Source organism: Paraburkholderia sediminicola (genome assembly GCF_046027355.1).
Classification (GTDB): domain Bacteria; phylum Pseudomonadota; class Gammaproteobacteria; order Burkholderiales; family Burkholderiaceae; genus Paraburkholderia; species Paraburkholderia sediminicola_B.
Window position 1 is genome coordinate 71739 of record NZ_JAQQEK010000028.1, and the last position, 20684, is coordinate 92422.

General features: G+C 58.6%; 15 protein-coding genes and 2 pseudogenes. 7 read left to right on the top strand and 10 right to left on the bottom strand.

Annotated elements, in window-relative coordinates:
- Positions 1-4 precede the first annotated feature (4 nt).
- From PQR42_RS34605 to PQR42_RS34630, 6 genes are read right to left on the bottom strand one after another with little or no spacing between them, the layout of a single operon-like run.
- The gene (locus PQR42_RS34605; RefSeq protein ID WP_408494845.1) at positions 5-1183 is read right to left on the bottom strand and encodes an MSMEG_0565 family glycosyltransferase; all 1179 of its coding nucleotides are present in this window, start codon (positions 1181-1183) and stop codon (positions 5-7) included.
- A complete protein-coding gene (locus PQR42_RS34610; RefSeq protein WP_408494847.1) occupies positions 1180-2166 on the bottom strand; it encodes a sll0787 family AIR synthase-like protein in 987 nt (328 codons plus the stop codon). The genes PQR42_RS34605 and PQR42_RS34610 overlap by 4 nt, the downstream gene beginning before the upstream one ends.
- Entirely contained in the window at positions 2163-2723 is a 561-nt protein-coding gene (locus tag PQR42_RS34615; protein ID WP_408494849.1) for an MSMEG_0567/Sll0786 family nitrogen starvation N-acetyltransferase, read from the bottom strand. The genes PQR42_RS34610 and PQR42_RS34615 overlap by 4 nt, the downstream gene beginning before the upstream one ends.
- Positions 2724-2725: 2 nt before the next feature.
- Positions 2726-3838: an MSMEG_0568 family radical SAM protein gene (locus PQR42_RS34620; RefSeq protein ID WP_408494851.1), complete on the bottom strand. Its 1113-nt coding sequence runs from the start codon at positions 3836-3838 to the stop codon at positions 2726-2728.
- Positions 3825-4832: a Nit6803 family nitrilase gene (locus PQR42_RS34625; RefSeq protein WP_408350297.1), complete on the bottom strand. Its 1008-nt coding sequence runs from the start codon at positions 4830-4832 to the stop codon at positions 3825-3827. Before PQR42_RS34625 ends, PQR42_RS34620 begins: the two co-directional genes overlap by 14 nt.
- Before the next feature lie 15 nt (positions 4833-4847).
- Positions 4848-5330 (bottom strand): MSMEG_0572/Sll0783 family nitrogen starvation response protein, encoded by a 483-nt coding sequence (locus PQR42_RS34630; protein WP_323047447.1) that lies wholly within the window; start codon positions 5328-5330, stop codon positions 4848-4850.
- A 372-nt stretch (positions 5331-5702) separates the two neighbouring features.
- Between PQR42_RS34630 and PQR42_RS34635 the strand changes: the two genes are divergently transcribed.
- From PQR42_RS34635 to PQR42_RS34650, 4 genes and pseudogenes are all read left to right on the top strand, one after another.
- A complete protein-coding gene (locus tag PQR42_RS34635; RefSeq protein ID WP_408494853.1) occupies positions 5703-7091 on the top strand; it encodes an aminotransferase-like domain-containing protein in 1389 nt (462 codons plus the stop codon).
- A gap of 45 nt (positions 7092-7136) precedes the next feature.
- A pseudogene (locus PQR42_RS34640) lies at positions 7137-7211 on the top strand (IS6 family transposase); the annotation flags it as partial.
- A gap of 308 nt (positions 7212-7519) precedes the next feature.
- Entirely contained in the window at positions 7520-8341 is an 822-nt protein-coding gene (locus PQR42_RS34645; protein ID WP_408494855.1) for an IS5 family transposase, read from the top strand.
- A gap of 328 nt (positions 8342-8669) precedes the next feature.
- Positions 8670-8966, top strand: coding sequence for a hypothetical protein (locus PQR42_RS34650; protein WP_408494857.1), 297 nt, complete (start codon positions 8670-8672; stop codon positions 8964-8966).
- Positions 8967-9475: 509 nt separating this feature from the next.
- Here the strand turns inward: PQR42_RS34650 and PQR42_RS34655 are convergent.
- Positions 9476-9739: a YlcI/YnfO family protein gene (locus PQR42_RS34655; RefSeq protein WP_408494858.1), complete on the bottom strand. Its 264-nt coding sequence runs from the start codon at positions 9737-9739 to the stop codon at positions 9476-9478.
- A 214-nt stretch (positions 9740-9953) separates the two neighbouring features.
- Here PQR42_RS34655 and PQR42_RS34660 point away from each other — a divergent pair.
- A pseudogene (locus PQR42_RS34660) lies at positions 9954-11297 on the top strand (site-specific integrase); the annotation flags it as partial.
- 793 nt (positions 11298-12090) lie between these two features.
- Here PQR42_RS34660 and PQR42_RS34665 read toward each other — a convergent pair.
- The gene (locus PQR42_RS34665) at positions 12091-13056 is read right to left on the bottom strand and encodes a hypothetical protein (RefSeq protein ID WP_408494860.1); all 966 of its coding nucleotides are present in this window, start codon (positions 13054-13056) and stop codon (positions 12091-12093) included.
- A gap of 1168 nt (positions 13057-14224) precedes the next feature.
- Between PQR42_RS34665 and PQR42_RS34670 the strand changes: the two genes are divergently transcribed.
- On the top strand, positions 14225-14599 hold the full coding sequence (locus PQR42_RS34670) for a response regulator transcription factor (protein WP_408494862.1): 375 nt from the start codon (positions 14225-14227) through the stop codon (positions 14597-14599).
- 309 nt (positions 14600-14908) lie between these two features.
- On the opposite strand, the gene PQR42_RS34675 is transcribed toward PQR42_RS34670, so the two are convergent.
- Positions 14909-16834, bottom strand: coding sequence for a YncE family protein (locus PQR42_RS34675; RefSeq protein ID WP_408494864.1), 1926 nt, complete (start codon positions 16832-16834; stop codon positions 14909-14911).
- A gap of 656 nt (positions 16835-17490) precedes the next feature.
- On the opposite strand from PQR42_RS34675, the gene PQR42_RS34680 reads away from it, so the two are divergent.
- The gene (locus tag PQR42_RS34680) at positions 17491-17790 is read left to right on the top strand and encodes a hypothetical protein (RefSeq protein ID WP_408494866.1); all 300 of its coding nucleotides are present in this window, start codon (positions 17491-17493) and stop codon (positions 17788-17790) included.
- Between the two features lie 657 nt (positions 17791-18447).
- On the opposite strand, the gene PQR42_RS34685 is transcribed toward PQR42_RS34680, so the two are convergent.
- Positions 18448-20676 (bottom strand): KAP family P-loop NTPase fold protein, encoded by a 2229-nt coding sequence (locus PQR42_RS34685; protein WP_408494868.1) that lies wholly within the window; start codon positions 20674-20676, stop codon positions 18448-18450.
- Positions 20677-20684: the final 8 nt, after the last annotated feature.

Sequence of the window (20684 nt, forward strand, 5' to 3'; positions counted from 1 at the left end):
AACCTCATTGATTGGCAATTGACTGCGTGGCCAGCCATTGCTCATAAAGTTGAGAATGTCGGCGTGCACTGGCAGACCAGCTGAACCGGTCGAGCAGCGCGGGAACCGCGTGTACGAAGTCGATGCTGTCGCGCGCGTCCAGCGCATCGAGCAATGCCTTGGCAATGGTCGCCGGGTCCTTCGGATCGGCCCACGAACAGACGGCATCATTCAGGTATTCGGTGAACGGCGGAATCTTCGACACAACCGCTGGCGTTCCACTGGCCAGTGCTTCCAGAACAGCAAGCCCAAAACCTTCCTGAAGCGAAACCATCGCCAGCACGTCAGCACGCCGGTAGAACGCCGACATTGCTGCGTCCGTCAACGCACCGGTCAGCACGACTGCTTCTCCAGCGCCGACGCTTAGGCCGAGTTCGCTTGCAAGTCTGATAAAACCGGAAACGTACTTATTGTGGTCGAGCAAACTCGCACCGCCAGCAATCACGAGCTGGACGTCCGTACCGCCTTCGCGCAGAAGCGCAACTGCCTTAAGAAGAAGCAGAGTATTTTTTCGTTCTTCGATGCCACCAACAGCGAGCACGACGGGCGAGCGATGAATGCCGAAGGGCCTCAGGAGTTCAACGTCTCCCTGAGCGACCGGACTGAACCGTTGCGTGTCTACCCCATTCGGCACGGCTAACGCGGTGACACCGAACTCCCCTTGCATCCGTCGCGTCCATGTTTCGCTCACGCAAAGAACCCTGTCGGCGTCCTTCCAGGCGCGTCGCTGCCAGGAAGAGAGTTTCGGCTCGGGAAATTGATCAAGATGGTGCACAGTGCGAAAAAAGCCGCGAATCTCGCCGCTTTGCTTCATCTCTGCCAATGCGTTGCCACTAATGCTGTCTTGCGCATGCAGGATGTCAAATTCGCCGGCGCCATTTGAGCGCAGGACTCGCTTTAACGCACGAATTCGCCCATCGACCATGTCAATGGTATTGGTCGGTGCTTCATCAACAACCGCGAGAACAACTCGGCAGCTCGAAGGGCGAAACATTCTTTCACCCTCCTGCGCCGGCGCAAAAATTGTCACGTCGTGCCCAGCTTCGACAAGTGCCTTTCCGAGTTCAAGGGTGTGTACAACCCCACCACGAGGATTGACGGAGTGTGTCAGCAGCCCAATGCGAAGCATGCGGGTTGAAGTCATGCCGCACTCCGATGTCCGGGGCCGATAAAAGGTTTGTCACTGAAGTCCCAAAGCAGACCCGACTCGCCGTCCTGCGTGATTACTACCCGCCTAGAGGCGTCAACGGTCCCGATGACTGAGCAATCCAGCGACCTCTCCGTGAAGCTCCGGATTACCGCGTCAACGTTGCCCTCCCGAACGGACAAGATAAATCCGTAGCTCGGAAAAGCCGTGAGCCATCGGAAAAAGTCCACACCCGCTGGTCGAGGTATGCTATCCAGATCAATGGTGGCCCCAACGGAAGAACATTCAAGAAGCATCATCGCGGTACCTAGCGCACCTGCCATGCTTATGTCCTTGGCGGCGTCGCACATGCCCGATTCTGCAAGTTCCGGCAAAACTTCAAGATCCCCTCTCAGTCGGTTGGCAGGCGCTTTCACCGACGCATTCCAGAAAGGGTAAGGATCTTCAAATCCGCCGCGCAAATCTGCAACCATGAGCAAGCGGTCTCCGGGTCGCGCATTGAAGCTCGTCAGGAGCTTCTTCGCACGACCCAGGATTGCGACTGCAAGTTGCGCTTCTTCAGAGCGAGTGTTGCTGTGTCCGCCAATCAAAGGAACGCCGTACGCCACAGACGCCGCCGCCATTCCTGCTATTACCTCGTTCGCGCCTTCGATCCCGCGACTCCATAGAGCATCCACCACGGCGATTGGACGACCACCCATGGCGTACACGTCGCTCACATTCACCATCACTCCGCTATAACCGGCGAACCAGGGCATCGTGTTGACGAAGTCGCTAACAAGGCCTTCGATTGCAAACAGTAGATAGCCGTCGCCATCGGGAATCGCGGCACAGTCATCACCCACAGCAACCGCCTGTGCCAGATCGTCGCGGCCTCCCGGCATATTCGCAGACAGCGAAGCTACGACATCGGAAATGTCGTTCTTGTGGGCAAAGCCACGGCTGGCTCGCAGGCGCTCGGCTATTGAAGCGACACTCATCGCGGCACCCCAGCCCGAACGACGAAGCCCGACTGAGGAGTGACGCAGGGCGGGTAGTGATCGAGCTGAGCCTGCATCAATTGATGCGGGCGACCGAGCAAGGTCTCTTCGCCCAGAACGTCCCACCGCAACCGGCGGAAAAGCGGTACGTTCTGACTTTGAACGTGCGCCAGAAACCGATCACAACCCAATGCGTGAGCGCTCGTGACAGCAAGGCGAATCAGCGTAGACCCGATTTTCCCGTGACGGCGGAAGGCGGCATGGACCGCGAGCCGGGATCCGAGCCATTCGCGCGGGCCTGTCTCGTGAATGCGAACCGTACCCACGACCTGCTCGGGCAGCCCCGCTACACAGCTAACCGCGACAAGCAACTGTGCGCGTGCATCCACTTCGTCCCGATCGTCGCCCACAAAAATACCTTGTTCGATACAGAAGACTGCTCGCCGGAGTTTATGCGCCTGCTCAATCTCCCATGGCAACGTGGCCCACTTGATCCGGTATTCGTTTGGCGAGAACGCCAACTGGACATCGTCGCGGTAGTTGTCTTCACAGAACATGGCTAGGCCTCGTACGAAGACAGCGACGAACAGGCGCCACACTTGCCGCAGCCAGCCTTGATGTCGGCGGAGCGCATGTTGGCGTCGCGCAGCATCGCCCCAATCGGTGCAAGTATCGATTTCATGAATTCCGGAGTTGGAGCTGGATGATCTTCAAGCGGTGTTCCGCTGATGGGAACGAACGGGACCACGAATGGATAGACGCCAATACCAATCAGTTCTTGCGCAATATCGAGGATTGCCTGTGCGCTGTCGCCGAGGCCTGCAAGGATATATGTGCTCACCTGACCTCGACCAAAGACAGCCACCGCTGACTTGAATGCGTCCATATAGCGCGATAGCGGCACGCTCGCTTTGCCCGGCATGATCTGGGCGCGTACCTCAGGTGTGACGACTTCCAAATGCATGCCGAGGGCGTCAATTCCGCTGGCTTTCATCCGCTCGAACCAGACGTCATCGTCAGGCGGCTCGCATTGCGCCTGGATTGGAATGTCCACTGCGGCCCTGATTGCGGCTGCGCTCTCGCAAAGGACCTGCGCGCCTCGATCAGGCGTCGGCGGCGTGCCCGTCGTCAGAACCATATGCTTGATGCCGTCCAGTTCAACGGCAGCGCGCGCTACTTCCGCGAGCTGCTCGGGCGACTTGTGCGCAACAGTGCGCCCCGCCGCAAGAGACTGGCCAATCGCGCAAAACTTGCAGGTCTTGCGGCGACTTTCATACCGGATACAGGTTTGCAGAACGGTTGTCGCCAACACATCCGCGCTGTGCAGCGTCGCGATGTGCGAGTATGGGACGCCGTCTTGAGTCGTCAGGTCGTAAAAGCGCGGCGCCTTCGGAAAGCTGATGCTAGCGATTGGGATACTTCCACGCAGCAGCTTGCTCGAACCGCTTTCGTCTGGCTGGTCCGCCACAAAAGGCGAGTTCCAGGCGGTGCTCGTGTGGACGGGGACCATAATGGTTACCCCGTCAACGATCACTGCCTTATGGTCCGACGGCCCAGCACCACCGCGACGGCTTGCGGCGCCGGCGCGCGGATCGACAAGCCGCAAACCGCAAGACTGGAGTTCAGTCATCAGCTTCCGACTTGCCTCGGAGAGATTTTCATTCGCGTTCATTTGTTTCCCCACCGGGTGCCCCGTTGCCTGCGGCCGCCAATTCAAGTCCGTTCATCGGCTCCATGGGAACGGCAGGACGATCATTGATTTGCAGACTGAGAAGCTCGGGGCGTGCATAGTGCCCAACCGAGTCCATCATCCGTTTGCGTTTGGTGATAAGAGACATATCAAGATCCGCGATCACCATCCCTTCGCCCTCACGCAGAGGCTCGACGACGTGCTGCCCCTCTGGCGAAATGATTGCCGTGTTGCAACCACCGCGCAGCGCCTTCTGGAGCTTCAGGTCAGAGGTCATCGACTCGATCTGGGCATCCGTCAACCAGCCCGTGGCATTTACAACAAAGCAGCCGGATTCCAACGCGTGGTGCCGGATCGTCACCTCAATCTGATCGGCGAATATCGGGCCTACGAGCGACCCGGGAAACTGGCTGCAATGAATCTCTTCGTGCTGCGCCATCAGGGCATATCGGGCGAGAGGGTTGTAATGCTCCCAGCATGCAAGCGCGCCAACGCGCCCGACATTGGTACTGGCTACTTTCAGGCCAGCTGCGTCACCCTGCCCCCAGACCATGCGTTCATGAAATGTCGGCGTGATTTTTCGGCGCTTCAGAACCAGGCGGCCATCAGCATCGAAAATCAGCTGCGTGTTGTAGAGGCTTCCGTGATCGCGCTCGTTGACACCGAGCACGACCACCATCCGATGCATGCGAGCTCGCTCTGAGACTGCATGCGTTACAGGGCCCGGCACTACCACGGCTTCTTCGTAGAGCTTCATGTGTTCGGGTCCGGATGCAACCGGTGTCCGAATAAACGAAAAATACGGGTAGTACGGAACAAAGGTTTCGGGGAATACAATCAACTGCACCCCTTTACTAGCTGCCTCGTCGATCGCCGAGCAGACTTTTTCGACCGTTCCACCCGAACGCTCAAAATCTGGCGTGATCTGAACGGCGGCCGCGCGAATGACGCGCTTGTCGGACCTTGTATCGGACATGATGTTTCTCGCGCCTTAAACGGTCCAGGTGTGAATGACCAGCGCATCCTCTTTTCGATGCAGGAGTTGCAGATCAAGCACGTCAAGCGGATTGATGGGTCGAATGCCTTCAATCAGAGATGCTTCACCTTGTCCGTAGAGCGCCTGCAGCGCGAAGCGGCATGCGTACACCTTGCCACCCTCTTCCATGAATTTGACGAGCTGCTTGTTGAAGTTCATGTGCCCCGGGAAAGCTTCGTCGCCGAGAGTCGGGAAACCGCGTTGCAAACCGAGCGTGACGCCGGGTCCGTACAGCAACACAGAGGTCTCAAATCCCTTTCGTTGCAGACGCGTCGCTTGCAACAGGTTCACAAAGCCAATCGAGCCTTCAAATGCTACGGTGTGAAACGTCACCAATGCCTTTTCGCCGGGTTCGGCCTTCACGTCTTCGAAGACCTTCTCCTCGTAATCGACCAGATAGTCGCCAGCTTTGTGAAGGGGCGTATTGACTGCGGGCATAGCACTCTCCGAATGAGTCGTTGATGGAACAGCCGGGGGATCCCGGTGCTCCATCTAATGCAACAGCTATGCCAATCATTTGCAGACCAGATGCGATCACTATCCGATCATTCCGACGGCGAAAAACGGACGGTGCCAAAAAAAACTTAAACCCGCTAAAAAGCCGCAACCCCTCTCTGGCTGGGGGTCCGTCTGACATAGACTGGGACGCACACGCAATGGGAAAGGTCGACCCAGAGTGGTGCGAGCTTGTCGAAATGCGTGCACGCATATGATCAATGCGATCACTTGTCGGGCTGAATGCAATATTTTGATTGCATCGCGTGCTGGGCGTGCTATTTTTAAGGCCGCCACTGCCTGAATCTGATTTATATGCCGAACACCAAACATCACTGGCTCAAGACGCTGGACGAAAGTCGCAAGCCCGCATATCTGGCAATTCCTGATCTCATAGCCGATGACCTTGCAAGCGGCCGCCTGCGCTCGGGCGACCGCCTGCCCGGCATGCGCGAACTTGCGGACGCCCTATCCCTTAACTACACGACGATTTCGCGCGCTTACGCGGAAGCGCGCAAGCGCGGGCTGCTTGATACGCGCGCTGGAAGCGGCACCTTCGTCAAAGGCATTGCGAGAGCAATCGTCTCAGAGAGTGCGGCCGTTGAAATGTCGATGAACATGCCTCCGGAGCCTTTTGAACTTGCCGGCAGGCTGAGAGAATCTGCGTCGGAGCTGCTGAGGGAAGCGGACCCCTACCAGCTTCTGAGATATCAGGATTTTGGGGGCACCGCTGCGGATCGGGCCGCCGGGCGCAATTGGTTGTCCGGAATGACACCGGGCCGCAACGAAGATACGGTCCTGGTCTGCCCCGGCATCCATAGCGCCCTTGTCGCGCTAGTCTCCCAGTTGGCCCGCCCCGGCGAAACGATATGTCTCGATTCGTTGGCCTATCCGGGCATCAAGGCGATCTGCTCGCAGCTGGGTGTCCGTCTGCAAGCAATTGCCCGCGATGACGAAGGCCCGCTGCCACATGCCTTTGAGGCGCTCTGCAAGACCGCTGCGCCTCGTGCGTTTTACTGCAATCCGACGATTCAGAACCCGAGCACGCTTACGCTATCGACATATCGCAGACAGGCGTTGGCAGAGGTCGCATTGCGTCACAACGTGCCCATCATCGAAGATGACGCATATGGGCTGCTGCCGGGCAAAGCGCCCACGTCGATTGCGTCGTTGGCGCCTGAACTCACGTACTACGTCACAGGATTCTCGAAGACCTTCGGAGCGGGACTGAGGGTGGCCTATCTGAGCGGCCCGACAGCACGAAAGACCCAGCGTATGACCAGCGCGCTACGGGCCACCTCAGTCATGGCCAGTCCATTCACTGTGCGTCTCGCGACCCGATGGATTGAGGACGGAACAGCAAAGCAGATGCTAGATGCCATCCGAACCGAAGCGAACGCGCGGCAAGCCATTGCGGCGAGCGAGTTGGCGAAATTCTCGTTTATGGCCAACCCTGATGGCTTCCACTTGTGGCTGACGTGTCCTCCTGATACAAACCTGAGCGTCTCAGAGTTGGCAATAATGCTTCGAGAAAAAAATGTCGCCGCAGTCGCTGGCGCCGCATTCTCAACTGACGGCGACCCGCCAGACGCAATCCGTCTCTGCCTGGGTGGTCCGCAAAGCAGAGAGGGCTGCCGGGAAGGGATCAGGCGCGTTGCAGAGATGATCGCGGACCCTCATCACCTGCACGAGCCTATGTTGTGACAGGGCTCTGTCAAGTTATTGGGGAAGCGGCGGTAGAATGAAGTGATGAAGAAGAGAAAATCGCTTTATCACGGTCACCGCTTCCCTGCTGTCGTCATCAGCTGCGCGGTTCGCTGGTATTGATATGACTTTGCGTGTCAATAGCGATGTTGGGTTTCGGGTTGTTGCATGGACGCATGAATTTCCTGAGGGCGGCGCAGCAGTAACGTCGACGGTGGATCACACTTCTATGAGCGAAGCTCTGTCAAGATCGCCTATGCCAGAATTTTGATAACCAACTGGTTGCGGGTTTTCTGAGGCGGCTAAATTTGTCTGCGAGCCGCATCAGGACTGGATCTGGTGATCTGCGCTGCCTGATCGGTTAAAGTCCGGATTTGTGGGTGGCACGGATGGCTGGAAGTCAATGCGGGCAACCGATTCCAACGAAATTGAGCGTTAAGCAGTTCGAGCAATTTGTCTTGCCGCATCTGAGCATGGGTCGACGCGGACCGCCGCCCACACTGTCGTTGCACAAAGTCTTCAACTACGTCCTGCAACTGCTATACATGGGGTGTCAGTGGAAGATGCTGCCGATTGAAACGAATGCCGAAGGTCGTCCTGAAATCCACTACACGCGCATATATCGGGCGTTGCGGCGATGGCAGGCCGATGGCTGCATCGACAGGATCTTTACCGGCTCCGTGCGCAAGCTTCATCAGGGCCAGCTCCTCGATCTCACGGTCATTCACGGCGACGGCACGACCACTGCCGCGAAGAAGGGCGGCGACAACCTGGGGTACAGCGGACACAAGCACCTGAAAGGCGACAAGGTGGTCGCCTTCTGCGATCGCCGCTGCAACGTGATCGCACCATTCGTTTCTGCCCCGGGCAACCGCAACGAATCGCCGCTGCTGCGTGACGCGCTGCCTAGACTGGACCACATGGCCCGCGCCATTGGCATGGACCTGCAAGGCTCAACGGTCAGCCTGGACGGTGTCTACGACTGCCGGGCCAACCGCAAGGCGATTTTCAACCGGGACATGATTCCCAACATTCCCGAAAATCCGCGTGGACGTAAAGCGCCGAAGCGGGGCCGCAAACTGCGCTTTGATCCAGCCATTTTCGAGGAGCGCTTCAGGACCATCGAGCGGCTCTTCGCCTGGGAGGACAAGTTCCGGCGGCTGCTGCTTCGCTTCGAGCGTCTGAGCCCGGTTCACTATGCATTCAAGACCCTCGCTTACACGATGATCAACCTGCGGCACTACTGCTGACAATCAGCGCTGGTGCGAGCACCATGGGGATGGCGCCCCGCGCCATGAAGCGTCACGTCAACATCATCTGCAATCCTGACAAACCATCGCTAAAAATAGCATAACGATCGATCTTTTCACAACCCTCGAACCGCTCCCGCGCGCCCACGCTGCATCGCTTCTTCACATCCCGCTTGCGCTCGAGTGAAACCCGCAACCAGTTGTTCGTCACAGAGACGGTAAATGGCGGGTCTTTCCGGCGACCCGGCAGCGGCCGACAATCATGGCCGAGCAAACTCCGACAGATCCATGCCTCGTCGTGGGCAACCTAGGAATGGCCTGACGGCCGATGACCTCTCTCTCGATGCGTTTCTCGTACTGGCGGCAAGCAGTCCTGGCGGCATCGTTAGTTACCGGTCGTGCGATCGCCGAACGGATGGACCGGCCACTGACGGCTGCGGAATTTCACCAGCTTGCCGCGGTGCCGGCCGAGGCCGAGTGGTTTGCTAATCTCGACAATCCACGGACCCGGCGCGCGTACCGGACTGACCTGCAGGACTTCTTGGGTTTCGCCGGGATCTGGCAGCCGGGCGAATTCCGCATCGTCACGCGCGCGCATGTTGTTGGTGTTCAGAATTGCTGCTAGCTATTGTTCATAGGGCGCTACCATGATCATTAATGACGCTAGCGTGCCTTGCACACGCCCGACAATTCATTTCGAATAACGCGCTGACCCCTGAAGCAGCTATACTCCTTTTCCTAGAGCGGGCGTTCGGCACAGTTGGATCATCGCGGAACGCTACCGTGCGTGTCGCTCAGAATATCCCTTCATACAAGCATTAAAGTTTGTTCCAGAACTCGTCCACCAAGAACAGATGCTGCTCCTGATATCGTGTGCCACCCCGTTCGATACCGACTGCCGATAGTGGCAAGCATCTTTCGAATCACAACCCTCATGAGGTTCGATATCCAGGACCGCCGAGGGCCACGCTCGCAGAGTTACTGAACAAGTCTCGTCATGATTGTTGCACTATCGCAACAGGCATCGAATCATGCTGATTTTGCCCTATCCCTTACGCAGCAAGGCATTCGGCGCCTTCCACGCTAACATTCCGGTGAACACGGCTAGCGGCAATTATGAACACCTACACTTGCTCACCGGTCACAAATCAGATTGTCGAACAGATCCAAGGTTGAGCCATGCTGCTGTGCGGGTAGATTCCCGCTGCGGACTTGCGCAACCACTTCCTGCGGCATCCAGGTGTCTTCAATCGCGTCGATGCCCTTCTCGATCAACTGCTTGAGAAAAAACGACTGGCTGTGCCCTGTGGTTTCCGCCAGCAGTCTCAGTCGCTGTTCGATTGCCGGCTCGACGCGTACCGCGATGACCTGTGAGCCGTTGTCTGACTTCCTTCTCAACCTCTACTCCCGAATGGACTCATGCGCAGCGGACGGCGCATTCGCGCGCTGTTTTACCACAGTCGGGCGGAGTAAAGCGAGTTACCGTCGGTGTGTCGGAGCGGATTCGCCCCGCCCCTCACTAACGTGCGCCGCAGCGATTTGTAAAGATAGGTTTTCAGGAAACGCACCTCGAAACAGCGCTATTAAGATAATCCTTCTTATCACAATAGATGGCATCGTGACGCTCGGCGATCTCACCGTACGTGTGCCGCGTCGCCGTCAATGGTGGCATGCCATCAAGGGGCTTGGTGCAGCCACCGCAAGGCAGATCGAAGCGTTCTTCGCCGCCTATCCCACTCTCACCGAGCGGGCCCGTGCGCTGGTCGCCAGTCAGCCGACCGCCGTGCACGCGCGAGACCGCGTGTCCCACGATGTCCTAGCGCCGTGGGAGCGGCTTCACGTGCCACCCGGAGTCGACGGCACCGCCGGGACCTTCCGCGCGCCGCGCAGCGCCTGCACACTCGACGCGAACAACGATTACGAGGCCGTACACGCCTGGCTTTCGCTGCATGAGGCGCCAACGACACAGCGCGCCTACCGCAAGGAGGCAGAACGGCTGATTCTCTGGGCGATCGTCGAACGCGGCCGCGCGCTGTCGTCGTTGACAACCGAAGACGCAATTGCCTATCGCGCCTTTCTTTTGGCCCCATCGCCTCGCGGTCGCTGGGTAGGGCCCCCCAGGCCTCGTCACGCACCTGACTGGCGCCCGTTTGCCCGCAGCCTCTCGTCGCGGTCGGCCGCCTACGCACTATCGGTACTCGGCGCGCTGTTCCGCTGGCTGATCGAGCAGCGTTACATGCTCGCCAATCCCTTTGCAGGCGTCAAGGTTCGTGGACGCACACGGGTGGCCCCGCTCGACACGTCCCGCGGCTTTACGGACGGCGAATGGCAGATCGTGCGTTCGCTCGCCGATGGCCTCGAATGGTCATATGGCTGGGAGGCCGCCGCCGCGCGGCGACTGCGTTTCATGCTCGATTTCGCGTATGCGACCGGGCTGCGCGCGGGCGAACTGGTCAGCGCAACGCTGGGCGATGTGCTAACCGATGCGAATGGAGATCACTGGCTACGGCTGATCGGCAAAGGCAGCCGGCCAGGCAAGGTCGCGCTGCCACCCCTCGCGCGACACGCGCTCGATCAGTCGCTTCTGCAACGCGGCCTGCCAGTGACGCCTGCACGCTGGCAGCCGAAGGTTCCGTTGCTGGCCAGACTGGGCGACGAAACAGACAGCGCCGGCATCACGCCTGCCCGATTGTGGCACGTGATGCGCCGCTTCTTTTGTCAGGCGGCTGGACTGATTGAAGCCGACCACCCACCGCTTGCGGAGAAGTTGCGGCGAGCCAGTCCACACTGGATGCGGCATACGCATGCAACGCACGCGCTCGCCCACGGCGCGGAGCTGACGACCGTACGTGACAACCTGCGTCACGCATCGATCGCCACGACCTCGATCTACCTGCAGGGCGACGAGGTCAAACGGGCACGGCAGCTCGATGCGGCTTTTGGCAGGCGTACGTGAGAGTGTGTCACATCACCTGATTCCGAATGGTGAGGATTTTCGGGAGCTTACGGACCGGACGACCTGCCCGGAACGCGCGGCGAACGTCATGTCGTTTTCACCGGCGGCATCAAAGCGTTGCAGTAATATGCGATCCATAATCGAGCGGCCGCCGTACCGTGCTTTTCGAATAACACTTCTGAAAAATGCCCCCGTCTCTTGCAAAGCCTATGGTTGATTGCCCGCGGTGACTCGCGGCGAATTGACGGTTAGTTGCGTTATTGAGATTGGTTTAGCAAAAGCTGGGCGTTCAACATGGCGCCAGTGCTGCATCAAGCGATCGGCATGAGAGCAGCCGCCGTTTGGCCTGCCTGTGTCAGGAGGCAGCAGCTAATCGCGGAATGGAAATTCATCGAAGGGGGCGACGGGCTTATCGGGCCCAACACGCGCCAGACTTACCTGCGAAATTTGTTAGAGGTCAACGACCCTTCATCGGCCTGAGCCGCCATTGAGGTGACGAGGTCGGTGAGGCGGCTACAGGTCGCTTTCCTGCCGCTCGTGCACCGATGGCCGCGAATGTCGGGTCTCACTGTCCGCGAATCCGTGCTCCCGACCCACTCCGGCCGTTGGAGCTAGCGCGACGCGAACGGCGGTTTGTGAGGTCCGGCGGTCATCCGTGCACGCGTGCTGCCGTCTCTATCGACATCCACTTCCGTTCACATGACACCTACAAGGAGTGGAGCTGATAATCGAAATCAGCACAAAAAACCGTCACGTGGTCACCGATTAGGACAGACGGCGGTGCGTGTGACCATTACGGTTGCTGACAACGCTCTTCAATCCAGCCAGCTATTTCATCGAGCGCGTCTGAATTTTGATAGAGAAGGCTATGTTTCAACCCGAAGCGGGAAGAATGCGGTCCCTCGGGACTCGTGCTTAAGTTGACCGTGGTTACGATCCACTTGCCAGGTGGTGCTGATTCAGCAGTAACCTCCATATGGCCGATTGTAAAGATCAACTCTGGTCCAATGAGGAGAATCACTGGAAGAGCAACCGCGAAAAACCACGGAGCCAACAGCAGCACTCCGAATACGTGAATCAGTAGTCCAACCGTAAGCGTCGCAACAATGGTCCACGCTATGCCGATCATAAGGGCGAGTCCCCAATGCTTCCAGCTGAACAGCACGCCCGGTATCGAGCCGGACGCGATCACTGTAGAAGCAGGCCAATGATGGGCGAGAATGGTAGCCCAACCCGCTCCGATGACGAGACCGATGGGAAGCAAGCAAACGGGCCAAGCCCAAATGCCCAAGCGGTCGATGCCCTCATCGAAATCGGGTGTCTCCAACATTTCATACGCCCGTACCACGGAAGTGACCGCACGGGTCGCAACGACTGTAAGTCGCGTCACAAACCATGACCATATGTATCCCGTCGCGATAATCGCGCTGGCCTCGTCGCCGTGATGCCGAAGTATCATTAGCTGGTTTGCCTCAAGGGAAGGAACCGCAGCGGCCGCCATAACCGATTTGGTAGCACGGTCGGAGACAAGACGAAGCAAGCGTGTTGCGACTCGAAATTGAATGAGCGCGAGCAGTCCGGTTAGGATGCCGATCAGCACGCCCCAAAAAGGCCAGACGGGAAGAGGACCGAAATACCACAAGAAAATAGCACCCAGTACGCTATCCAACGATCCTACGAGAACGAGGAAAAGGAACATGCCTGCATAGGCTCGCGCATAGCGGAACACGCCGGGCAAGCTGGTCTGGGTGACGTGCAAGAACGGAGTCGCCAAGCATACGAGACCGCTGATTTGGCGAGCAAGGTCTCCGTCGGCTAGCGCAATAAGGCTTACTGATCCGCCGTGGCTGTGCGCGATAATGAAATGGTTCGCGTTGGGGAATTCAGAATGGGCTTGCCGCAAGTGTATTCGTAGCCGCTCGGCAGCTTGATTCCTTGCCGAGAAGGAGTTCCAGCCACTCCAACGGAACTCCAAGAATCGAGCGCGTCCAGCCAGCGAGCGTGCCAGTGAGACGCGACACTGAGATGAGGCCTGCGTCCATTTCCCCCACCACCCGAATGTCCCATGGACGAGCGTGATAACCACGTCCGTCGGACCAGACGTGTCCTCCTCGATATGCACCAGTCGCCTGTCGCGTATAAGTCGAAGACCATACGTAAGGAAAACAAGATATACGATGAACGCTCCGGCGAGCATTAGGCTGGTGCACAGGATCGAGATTGGCTCGGTTATATCGAATAGGGGCGGAACCATTTGTGGCCTCTGTCACCCAAGAGTTGGCTAACGCCGACAGTGTAAATGTCTAGATTAAAATCTCGGTCTGGCGATGAAAGTCGTTTACCGGTTAAACGATCTTCGAGCTTATAGCAGGCTGGCGGGTATAGTCTTCCAAAGGCAGCGGAACGGTCATTCGTTAGGAGGGGAACAGCGATGGCGGGAACGTCGGAAATGGCCGACGACGCGCGGATAGGGTCGACGCGCGAAGGTCCGTTGTCTGGGCGTAGCTGACGTTCGAAGGTCCACCTGAAAGCATGGGCCAACGGCCGTAACTGGGGGATGAACAAGATACGCGCTTATCCTCTGCGGAGCATTAGCGCGTACCTTGTTCATATCCCTAACTGGCCGGCAGTACGCGTTCGCACAAACCGCCTAAGCTGCCATTGAGAATTCCAACGTCCTCACGGCGGCACGTTCATCGAACTGGAGCTATCGGCCACGTACGGCCGTTCAAAGAACATTCGTGAATGTCCGCTTACCTGCGAGCTTGAGCCGCCAGCGCTTAGTCGTCCTTGAGTCTCGCGAGACGCCGAACAGATCGCTCCTGTACGGCGCTGCTACTGGACCAAAGCCCTATAGCACATCATCCGATCCCCCGTTAAGCTGAAATTACAAATCGCCAGCTTGCCGGGAGCGACCGCGTCGTTATATGGCCACCCTGAATAAAATCGTCGCTGTGATCGACGATGACGAATCAATTGCCCGCGCCATCAAGCGCTTGCTGCGTTCTGTCGGGATAAAGGCGGAGTCGTTTTCCAGTGGCGAGGAATTCCTGGGCACGCTGTCGTCGACATCGGGTTGGCCCGCCTGCGTGATCCTGGACTATGAGCTGCCGGGGATCGACGGGCTGGAGCTACAGCGTCGCCTTGCCCCGACTGGCGTGCCCATCATCTTCATTACGGCACACGACGATCCGGCCGTTCGCGAGAAGGCTCTTGCGTCAGGCGCTGCGGGCTATCTGAAAAAACCATACAACGGCACGATATTGATCAAGACCATTAAAATAGCGCTAGGCGCTACATAAAGCGCTGTACCCTTTAGTCGCTGAGTGTCCGGTCCAACGTTTACTCCAGCCATAGGTACGCAGCGGGTGGCAGTCCGGAGTGGGTCGCGTGCTGTCCGTCCTCGTCAGGCAGGCATCGGCCAGTTTCTGCCGCTCGAACGAATGTCGCGAAGGTCCGCTTGTAACCTGACATGTGACGGACGTGATTCCACTGCGAGTTTCTCCGTTCATCGGTCAACGATCCATTGGCGGCGCGTGGTTGTCTGCGCGCTGCGATTTGCCAGATTGCTGGTCTGAGGCCGGTGGAGTAGGCGCGACGTGCACGGGTGATCACGGAGTCCAACGATAAACAACGATGCTGGAGCCGTTGTAGTTGTCCTTCGTGACCACGTACTCCCCGGTCGATCGAAGGTACGATCCAAGACCGTACATCGAATCCATGTCATTGCCGACGTACACATTGCTGGGGTTGCTGTTGATGAACGTATTGTCCAACCTGCCCGTCGTCAGGTTGAAGGCATCGATGTTGGGCACAGTGTGGACGTAGCCAACGAACAGGTAGTTGCCAGCAGCAGTGAGGGACTTCGGATTGGCGCTGGTGAGCGTGATAACCGGGTTCGGGTTGGTTGTGTTGCCGGCGAGCCACCCGTGGTAGACCTCTACGCGGGTTCCGATGCCGGTCCAGTCCGTGCTGCCCGTGATCCGCTGCCCGAGAATCATCGTGTCGCTTTCGGGCAGGTAGATGATGCGGCTCAGGTCACCGATCGATGCAGGAACCGGCACGGTTACGGGCGCTCCCCATGACGGCTTGCCGTTCGCATCGAACCCGGTCAGCGGCCAGTGCCAGATCCGGTTCGTCTTGTCGAGCCCGGCCCACACGTCGCCCCTGCTGTCGAGGCAGAAGCCGTTGCGAACCAGCGCAGTGGCAATGAATAGCGTGCCCGGCAATACCCCATCCGGGACGGCAGTGTAGCCCTGGGCGGGGTCAAAGTGGAAGAAGTAGAAGCCGTCGGGGTTCTGGTCAGTGGCGACCAGCACCCTGTTCGTTCCAGCGCTCGCAACCATGCCGAAGTGCAGGCCGCGCCCCCGGTAAGTCACGTCGAGGCGGGGGTCGGACGGATACGTGAACGGGTCAACCGTGTTGGCGACAAACTTCCAGTCCGCACTACCTGTGCCTGAATAGATGTTCACGCCGGAATAGAACAGGGTTGCGTCGGTCGCCGGATCGGGAGCGGCTATCGCCTCGAAATTCAGTGCACGCAGGTTGTAGAGGAGCTTGCCTGTCGGGCTGTATGCGTAGAGGTCTGTGCCTCCTGTGCGGCCATGGTCCCATGAACCTCCCCACGGCTGGGAAAGGATGTAGAGGTTGCCGGCCGAGTCTTTGCCGATGCCGTCGATGCGCGCGAAGCGCAGGCTCCCCACCTGCCCTTTCGTACCAGTCGTTGTATCCAGATAGCCACCCTTCACCCCGAACGTGCTTTTCAGTGTCCACGTGCGCGTGTCGTAGATCTTCGCGTTCTGGTCCGGTCCTGCGTCGCCGATCCAAAGATACTGCGTGGTTGGGTCGAAGTAGAGCGCATGCGGGACTTCGCCAGTGGGCAGGGTGAGCGTATGCAGGATCGTCCCCGTCTGGCCGACCTGAAGGACGGTGCCCTCTGCCTCCTGGGCGACGAGGATGTTGCCATTGCGGTCGAATGCTAGTGCGCCGGGTTCAGTCACGGCAATGTCACGCAGCCAGGTGCCATTGATGTCGTAAAGTCGCATGCGCGCGCACGGGTTGTCGCTCGCCACCCAGAAGTGGGACCAGGTGGCGATACCGGTGATCACATCGGCGCGCCGCTCGGTGGTGTCGCACGAGACCTGGATGTTCTGGTCAAACGCCCCCGTCACCCGGTCGTATCTGATCACCAGGCCGCTCGAGTAGACCCCGTTCACGCGTCCCCACTGGCGCGGCGCCCAGAGCTTGGTGGCATTGCCGGTGATGGCACTGCCTTGTGGTTCACCATGCGCGCCAAGGCTGCCGGCGTTCAAACCACTCTTGTAGATCGCAATGCCGCCCTCGTTCTCGTCCCACATGGAAGCAGTGTAAATGGTGCCTTCTGGCGCAACCCACATCGAACGCGCGGCGTTACCTACGTGAGTGGCGTTAGTCCCAAACGTATTCGCTATCCAGTCAGTCGTGTACTGGCCCTGACATTCTGACGCGATCGTAGCGCTCAGCATTGCCGCAAGGAATGCGGCACAGATTCGTTTCATGACGTACCCCCAATTTGCAACACGTGCAACGGCCACCATCAGGAGACCGGATGGCTGCAATGAGGTGGCTGGCAAGTAAGGATGCGGTCTGGCGCAATCAAATCGGCGGGCCGCACAGGCCGGCACGTTCCGCGCCGGTTTTGTCAGTCGAGGGACGTGCTTCTGAAAAATAGTGCTCCGGGCGCGAAGCCCGAAGACCAAACCGAGCAGAAGTGTGCGATTGCGTACGTTGGCATTTTCATGGCACCGTCACATTAGCCGGCTGCCGCACCTGGCCATGCTGGTCAACGAACGACCGATCCACCTTTGGACGCCGCCGTTGAGATCGGCTGGAGACGGGCCGAAGTGGGTCGCCTACGGCCGGTTGCGTCAGGCAGAGTCCATCGGCCATGGATGGACCGTCGTCAGCCGAAGTCGACAGGCCGTTACTCATCCTGGAACAGCCACTCCTGATCGGCATGAAAATTGTATTTGTTGCTTTGCACAAATGCGCCATACACTGCTCATCTACAGAACGAAGCGCAGCACGCGAAGCGCTCGGACGGCAGCATGGTGGAGACGGCTTCAGCCGCTGCCGCTCGTCGATGGCGAGTCGCGTAGGCAGTATGCCCGAAGAAGCGATGAACCTTCGTCGCTGAACCCCGGAGGCGGACGACATGCTGACTTTGGCCGAATTGCAAAGCACGCTGCAAATCGAGTACGAACTGCAACTCGAAGCGATGGACGAGCAGGCGCTGCGTGCGCTGCTCGCGGATCCGATCGCACTGAACCGACTGATGCCGGCACATATGAGCTTTACGGAGGGGCGCCGGATAGCGGAAGCCACGCTGGAACAACTGCTCGTGCGCAAGTCGCCGAGCGGCGAACCAGTTAATCCGCATAAGCCCGAACCCCTGTGGGCGCAGTGGTTCAAACCGTTCTGGATGCCGCTCTTCGGGGCACGCAAGGGCGAGTGAGGGTGCCCGACCGACGCAATCAACGGGCTAACGCGCTAACGGGCGCCGTTGCCGGCCGATCCGTTCTCGGACGCCGCGGAGCGATAGCACACGAGATGATCGATGTCCGATTCCGATAGCCACACCTCGGCAGGTCGCCCCATTATCGGTCGCGCGTTCGCATGAGCGTGCGGCAACGGGAGCATGTCGAAGCACACGAGCGCGTTCGCCGTCCAAACGCTGAGCCAGACGAAGTGGTGGTCATCGTCGAATATCGTGTACGGACGCGGGTGGTCGCCGGGCAACGATTCGCGCCATTGGTTGCTCGATGATCGACCATGGCGACTTTCCTGCCGTCCATTCGCTGATCCATACGCGCCCCTACGAATCCGACCAGACGCGTCGCGGGTGCCTTGTTGAGGATGCCTTCTGGATTCGGACGGAAAACGTACGATAGCTGCGCCGTACTACGTTTCACGGGCTGGCGCCGGGTAACTCCGTGCTCCGCCGGGCATTCCACGGTCGCGAACGCTAACGGCGGAGGCCGGTGGTTACTGTTTTGGCTCGCCGTCGGCACAGGCGTAGCGGCGTTTGAGAACAAGAACAACGGGCGACTATCCCTCGGTCAAAGCGGATTCACCTGACGCCATTCGGATTATCTATCGCTTGCATCCCTTATCATCCCGGACGAAGCCAGTCCGGTTCAATCAGCTCAGCCTCGTCGATTCCCGCTCGAATCAGCGCACTTCGTTGATCACGAAGAGACTGCAAGAACCGGAACTGGCGCGGCCTCTGAACGGCAGCAGTCCAAAGATGGCGAAGCATCGCAGCGTGTTCCAGAAGAAACGCTTGCCGGTCTGCCTGCGAAAGATACGGATCACCGGTATCACCGTATGAAAGCAGACGCTGCAGATACAGCTCGGCATTTGCAGCTACATGCGAGTGTTTAACGGCATCTGCTAGCACCGCGGTCATCGCCTCTTGGTGTTCCTCTTCAAAGAACGAACTGCTCGGCGACGACAAAATATAGTGAAGCGCGGGACGTTCCTTCAGGCCGGCTATACCGACGACGCCGTCAGAAGATCTAAACAGGGCAATTGCCTGTTCGACGCACAAGGGCTCGATGACTTCGCGCAATTGCCGCGTCAGGTTGTAGGCGGCGGCCGACGATGCAAGATGAGACGACTCTTCGCTCATTCCGAGGCCCAGCCCTTCGAAGACAGCAAGAGGGTCATCGAAGGTTTTTGCGAGACCGACGACCAGAGTTTCCTCTGCCTCCCGTAACTCCTTCTCGCCAGGGTTCATTGTAAAATGGGCCCACGCGCCGCGTGTCTGAATTAAACTTCGCAGAGCGGCGAGGCGGTCAGCATTGTCGAAGAACCCATGAGTCTGGGCACACTGATCGAAAGCCTGCGCATAGAGGTCCAGCAAAACTTCGGCCTCTGCAATACATTGCGCATGTTGCTTCTGATCACCGATAGTCCCCGCGCGATCAAGAATGCTTCCGTATTTCAGGGTCACCGCTCGCAGAAACTCTTCTGCGACCAGCGGCAGCCTCCGTTTCGTCGCGTCCGCTCTGGCTTCAACAAACCGGGTGACCAGGTCCCGCTCGCGGCCGGCTTTCCATGTCTTCACAAAAGCATCAAATTCCGCCCATGTAATACTATCTGGCCTTATTGCGAACCACGCCTGATACGATATGTATCGGGCATCGACGAGCTCCGTCTGCTTGTCCCACACGACGAGGATCTTACGCAGACGGTCTGCAACGGCCTGTTCGGCGACATCTTTCAACAGTTCGCTTTCACGTTCTTTCTTTCGCTGTTCCCGCTCAGTTCGAGAGCCCGCGGCCAGTTCCCATCCCAAACCAAATCCGCCGGCCGTGACCACACTCAAAAATTTCCGGGTAAAGGCATCGTCTTCGATCCGCATGAGCGTAAGAAGCAGCACAATATTCCAGTTCAATTCCTCCGGCGCATGCCGACCCGATTCCTTCGAATAGGACGACACTGTCCTCGCGAACAGCTTGAGCTTGCGCGGGTTGTCCGGAACAGCGTCGACGATAATCCGCAACGCATCAACGGGCACGAACGGGCAGAGTCGCGAAAATTCTGCGATGGCGAGCCGCCGGATTGACGAATCGTCGGGCCGTAATAGCGGGAAGCCAAAGTCGATTATCTTGTCGATAAATCGCTGTCCGTCAACGTTCCAGGCGGCATTGTTTGCCGCCAACGACTTCTCCACGACTGAAGGATCGAACGCAAGTACGAATGCGAAGCCAGGGATATCAAGGAGTTCGCGAACGGCCATCAGAATCTGGGGAATCGCCTGCGGGTTTGCGCGGTCAAGGTCGTCAATCACAACCACGACGCGTTTCGCGCGGGCGGTCGCAAGCATTCGGCCGATCGCGTGACGCCCCAAATGGAGATATTTCTGAAGAAGCGCGTGGGTCTGCGTAACGAGCGCATCCGGCACCTTGACGCTCTTGAGTTGCGCGGCAACGGCAGCTCCCTGCAGAACTGACAACAGGTGCCTCGAAGCAAGTGCCCGCAACCGGCTACGGATCGTCAGCGGCAGTTCTGCTTCCTCAAACCCTTCGACCAATGCCTGGGTAAAACGTGCCCAGAAGTCAGCCTCGTGGCCATCGGCGTCCCATGCCGAAAACCAGACGGTGACGGCGCCTCTGGTCAGAAGGGCTTTTTCAAGCAGGCGCAGTACGGACGTCTTGCCCTCGCCCCACTGTCCGAACACACCGATGCGGGTGGACCAGGTTTCAGGCGCGGAAAATATGGTGTCGGCGATCGCAGATGCAATCGGCCAACGATCGTAAAAATCCGCATCAACATGGGTGACGGGGGCATCGTGCCCCGCAGCGTCCGCCGCAAGATGCTCGTCTGAAAAACTCATTGGGCGAG

Coding starts and splice junctions, on each gene's coding strand:
- PQR42_RS34610 (WP_408494847.1), bottom strand. CDS start 2,166: ATGAGTGTCGCTTCAATAGCCGAGCGCCTGCGAGCCAGCCGTGGCTTT.
- PQR42_RS34630 (WP_323047447.1), bottom strand. CDS start 5,330: ATGCCCGCAGTCAATACGCCCCTTCACAAAGCTGGCGACTATCTGGTC.
- PQR42_RS34680 (WP_408494866.1), top strand. CDS start 17,491: ATGCTGACTTTGGCCGAATTGCAAAGCACGCTGCAAATCGAGTACGAA.
- PQR42_RS34620 (WP_408494851.1), bottom strand. CDS start 3,838: ATGAACGCGAATGAAAATCTCTCCGAGGCAAGTCGGAAGCTGATGACT.
- PQR42_RS34675 (WP_408494864.1), bottom strand. CDS start 16,834: ATGAAACGAATCTGTGCCGCATTCCTTGCGGCAATGCTGAGCGCTACG.
- PQR42_RS34685 (WP_408494868.1), bottom strand. CDS start 20,676: ATGAGTTTTTCAGACGAGCATCTTGCGGCGGACGCTGCGGGGCACGAT.
- PQR42_RS34650 (WP_408494857.1), top strand. CDS start 8,670: ATGACCTCTCTCTCGATGCGTTTCTCGTACTGGCGGCAAGCAGTCCTG.
- PQR42_RS34615 (WP_408494849.1), bottom strand. CDS start 2,723: ATGTTCTGTGAAGACAACTACCGCGACGATGTCCAGTTGGCGTTCTCG.
- PQR42_RS34625 (WP_408350297.1), bottom strand. CDS start 4,832: ATGTCCGATACAAGGTCCGACAAGCGCGTCATTCGCGCGGCCGCCGTT.
- PQR42_RS34605 (WP_408494845.1), bottom strand. CDS start 1,183: ATGACTTCAACCCGCATGCTTCGCATTGGGCTGCTGACACACTCCGTC.
- PQR42_RS34635 (WP_408494853.1), top strand. CDS start 5,703: ATGCCGAACACCAAACATCACTGGCTCAAGACGCTGGACGAAAGTCGC.
- PQR42_RS34670 (WP_408494862.1), top strand. CDS start 14,225: ATGGCCACCCTGAATAAAATCGTCGCTGTGATCGACGATGACGAATCA.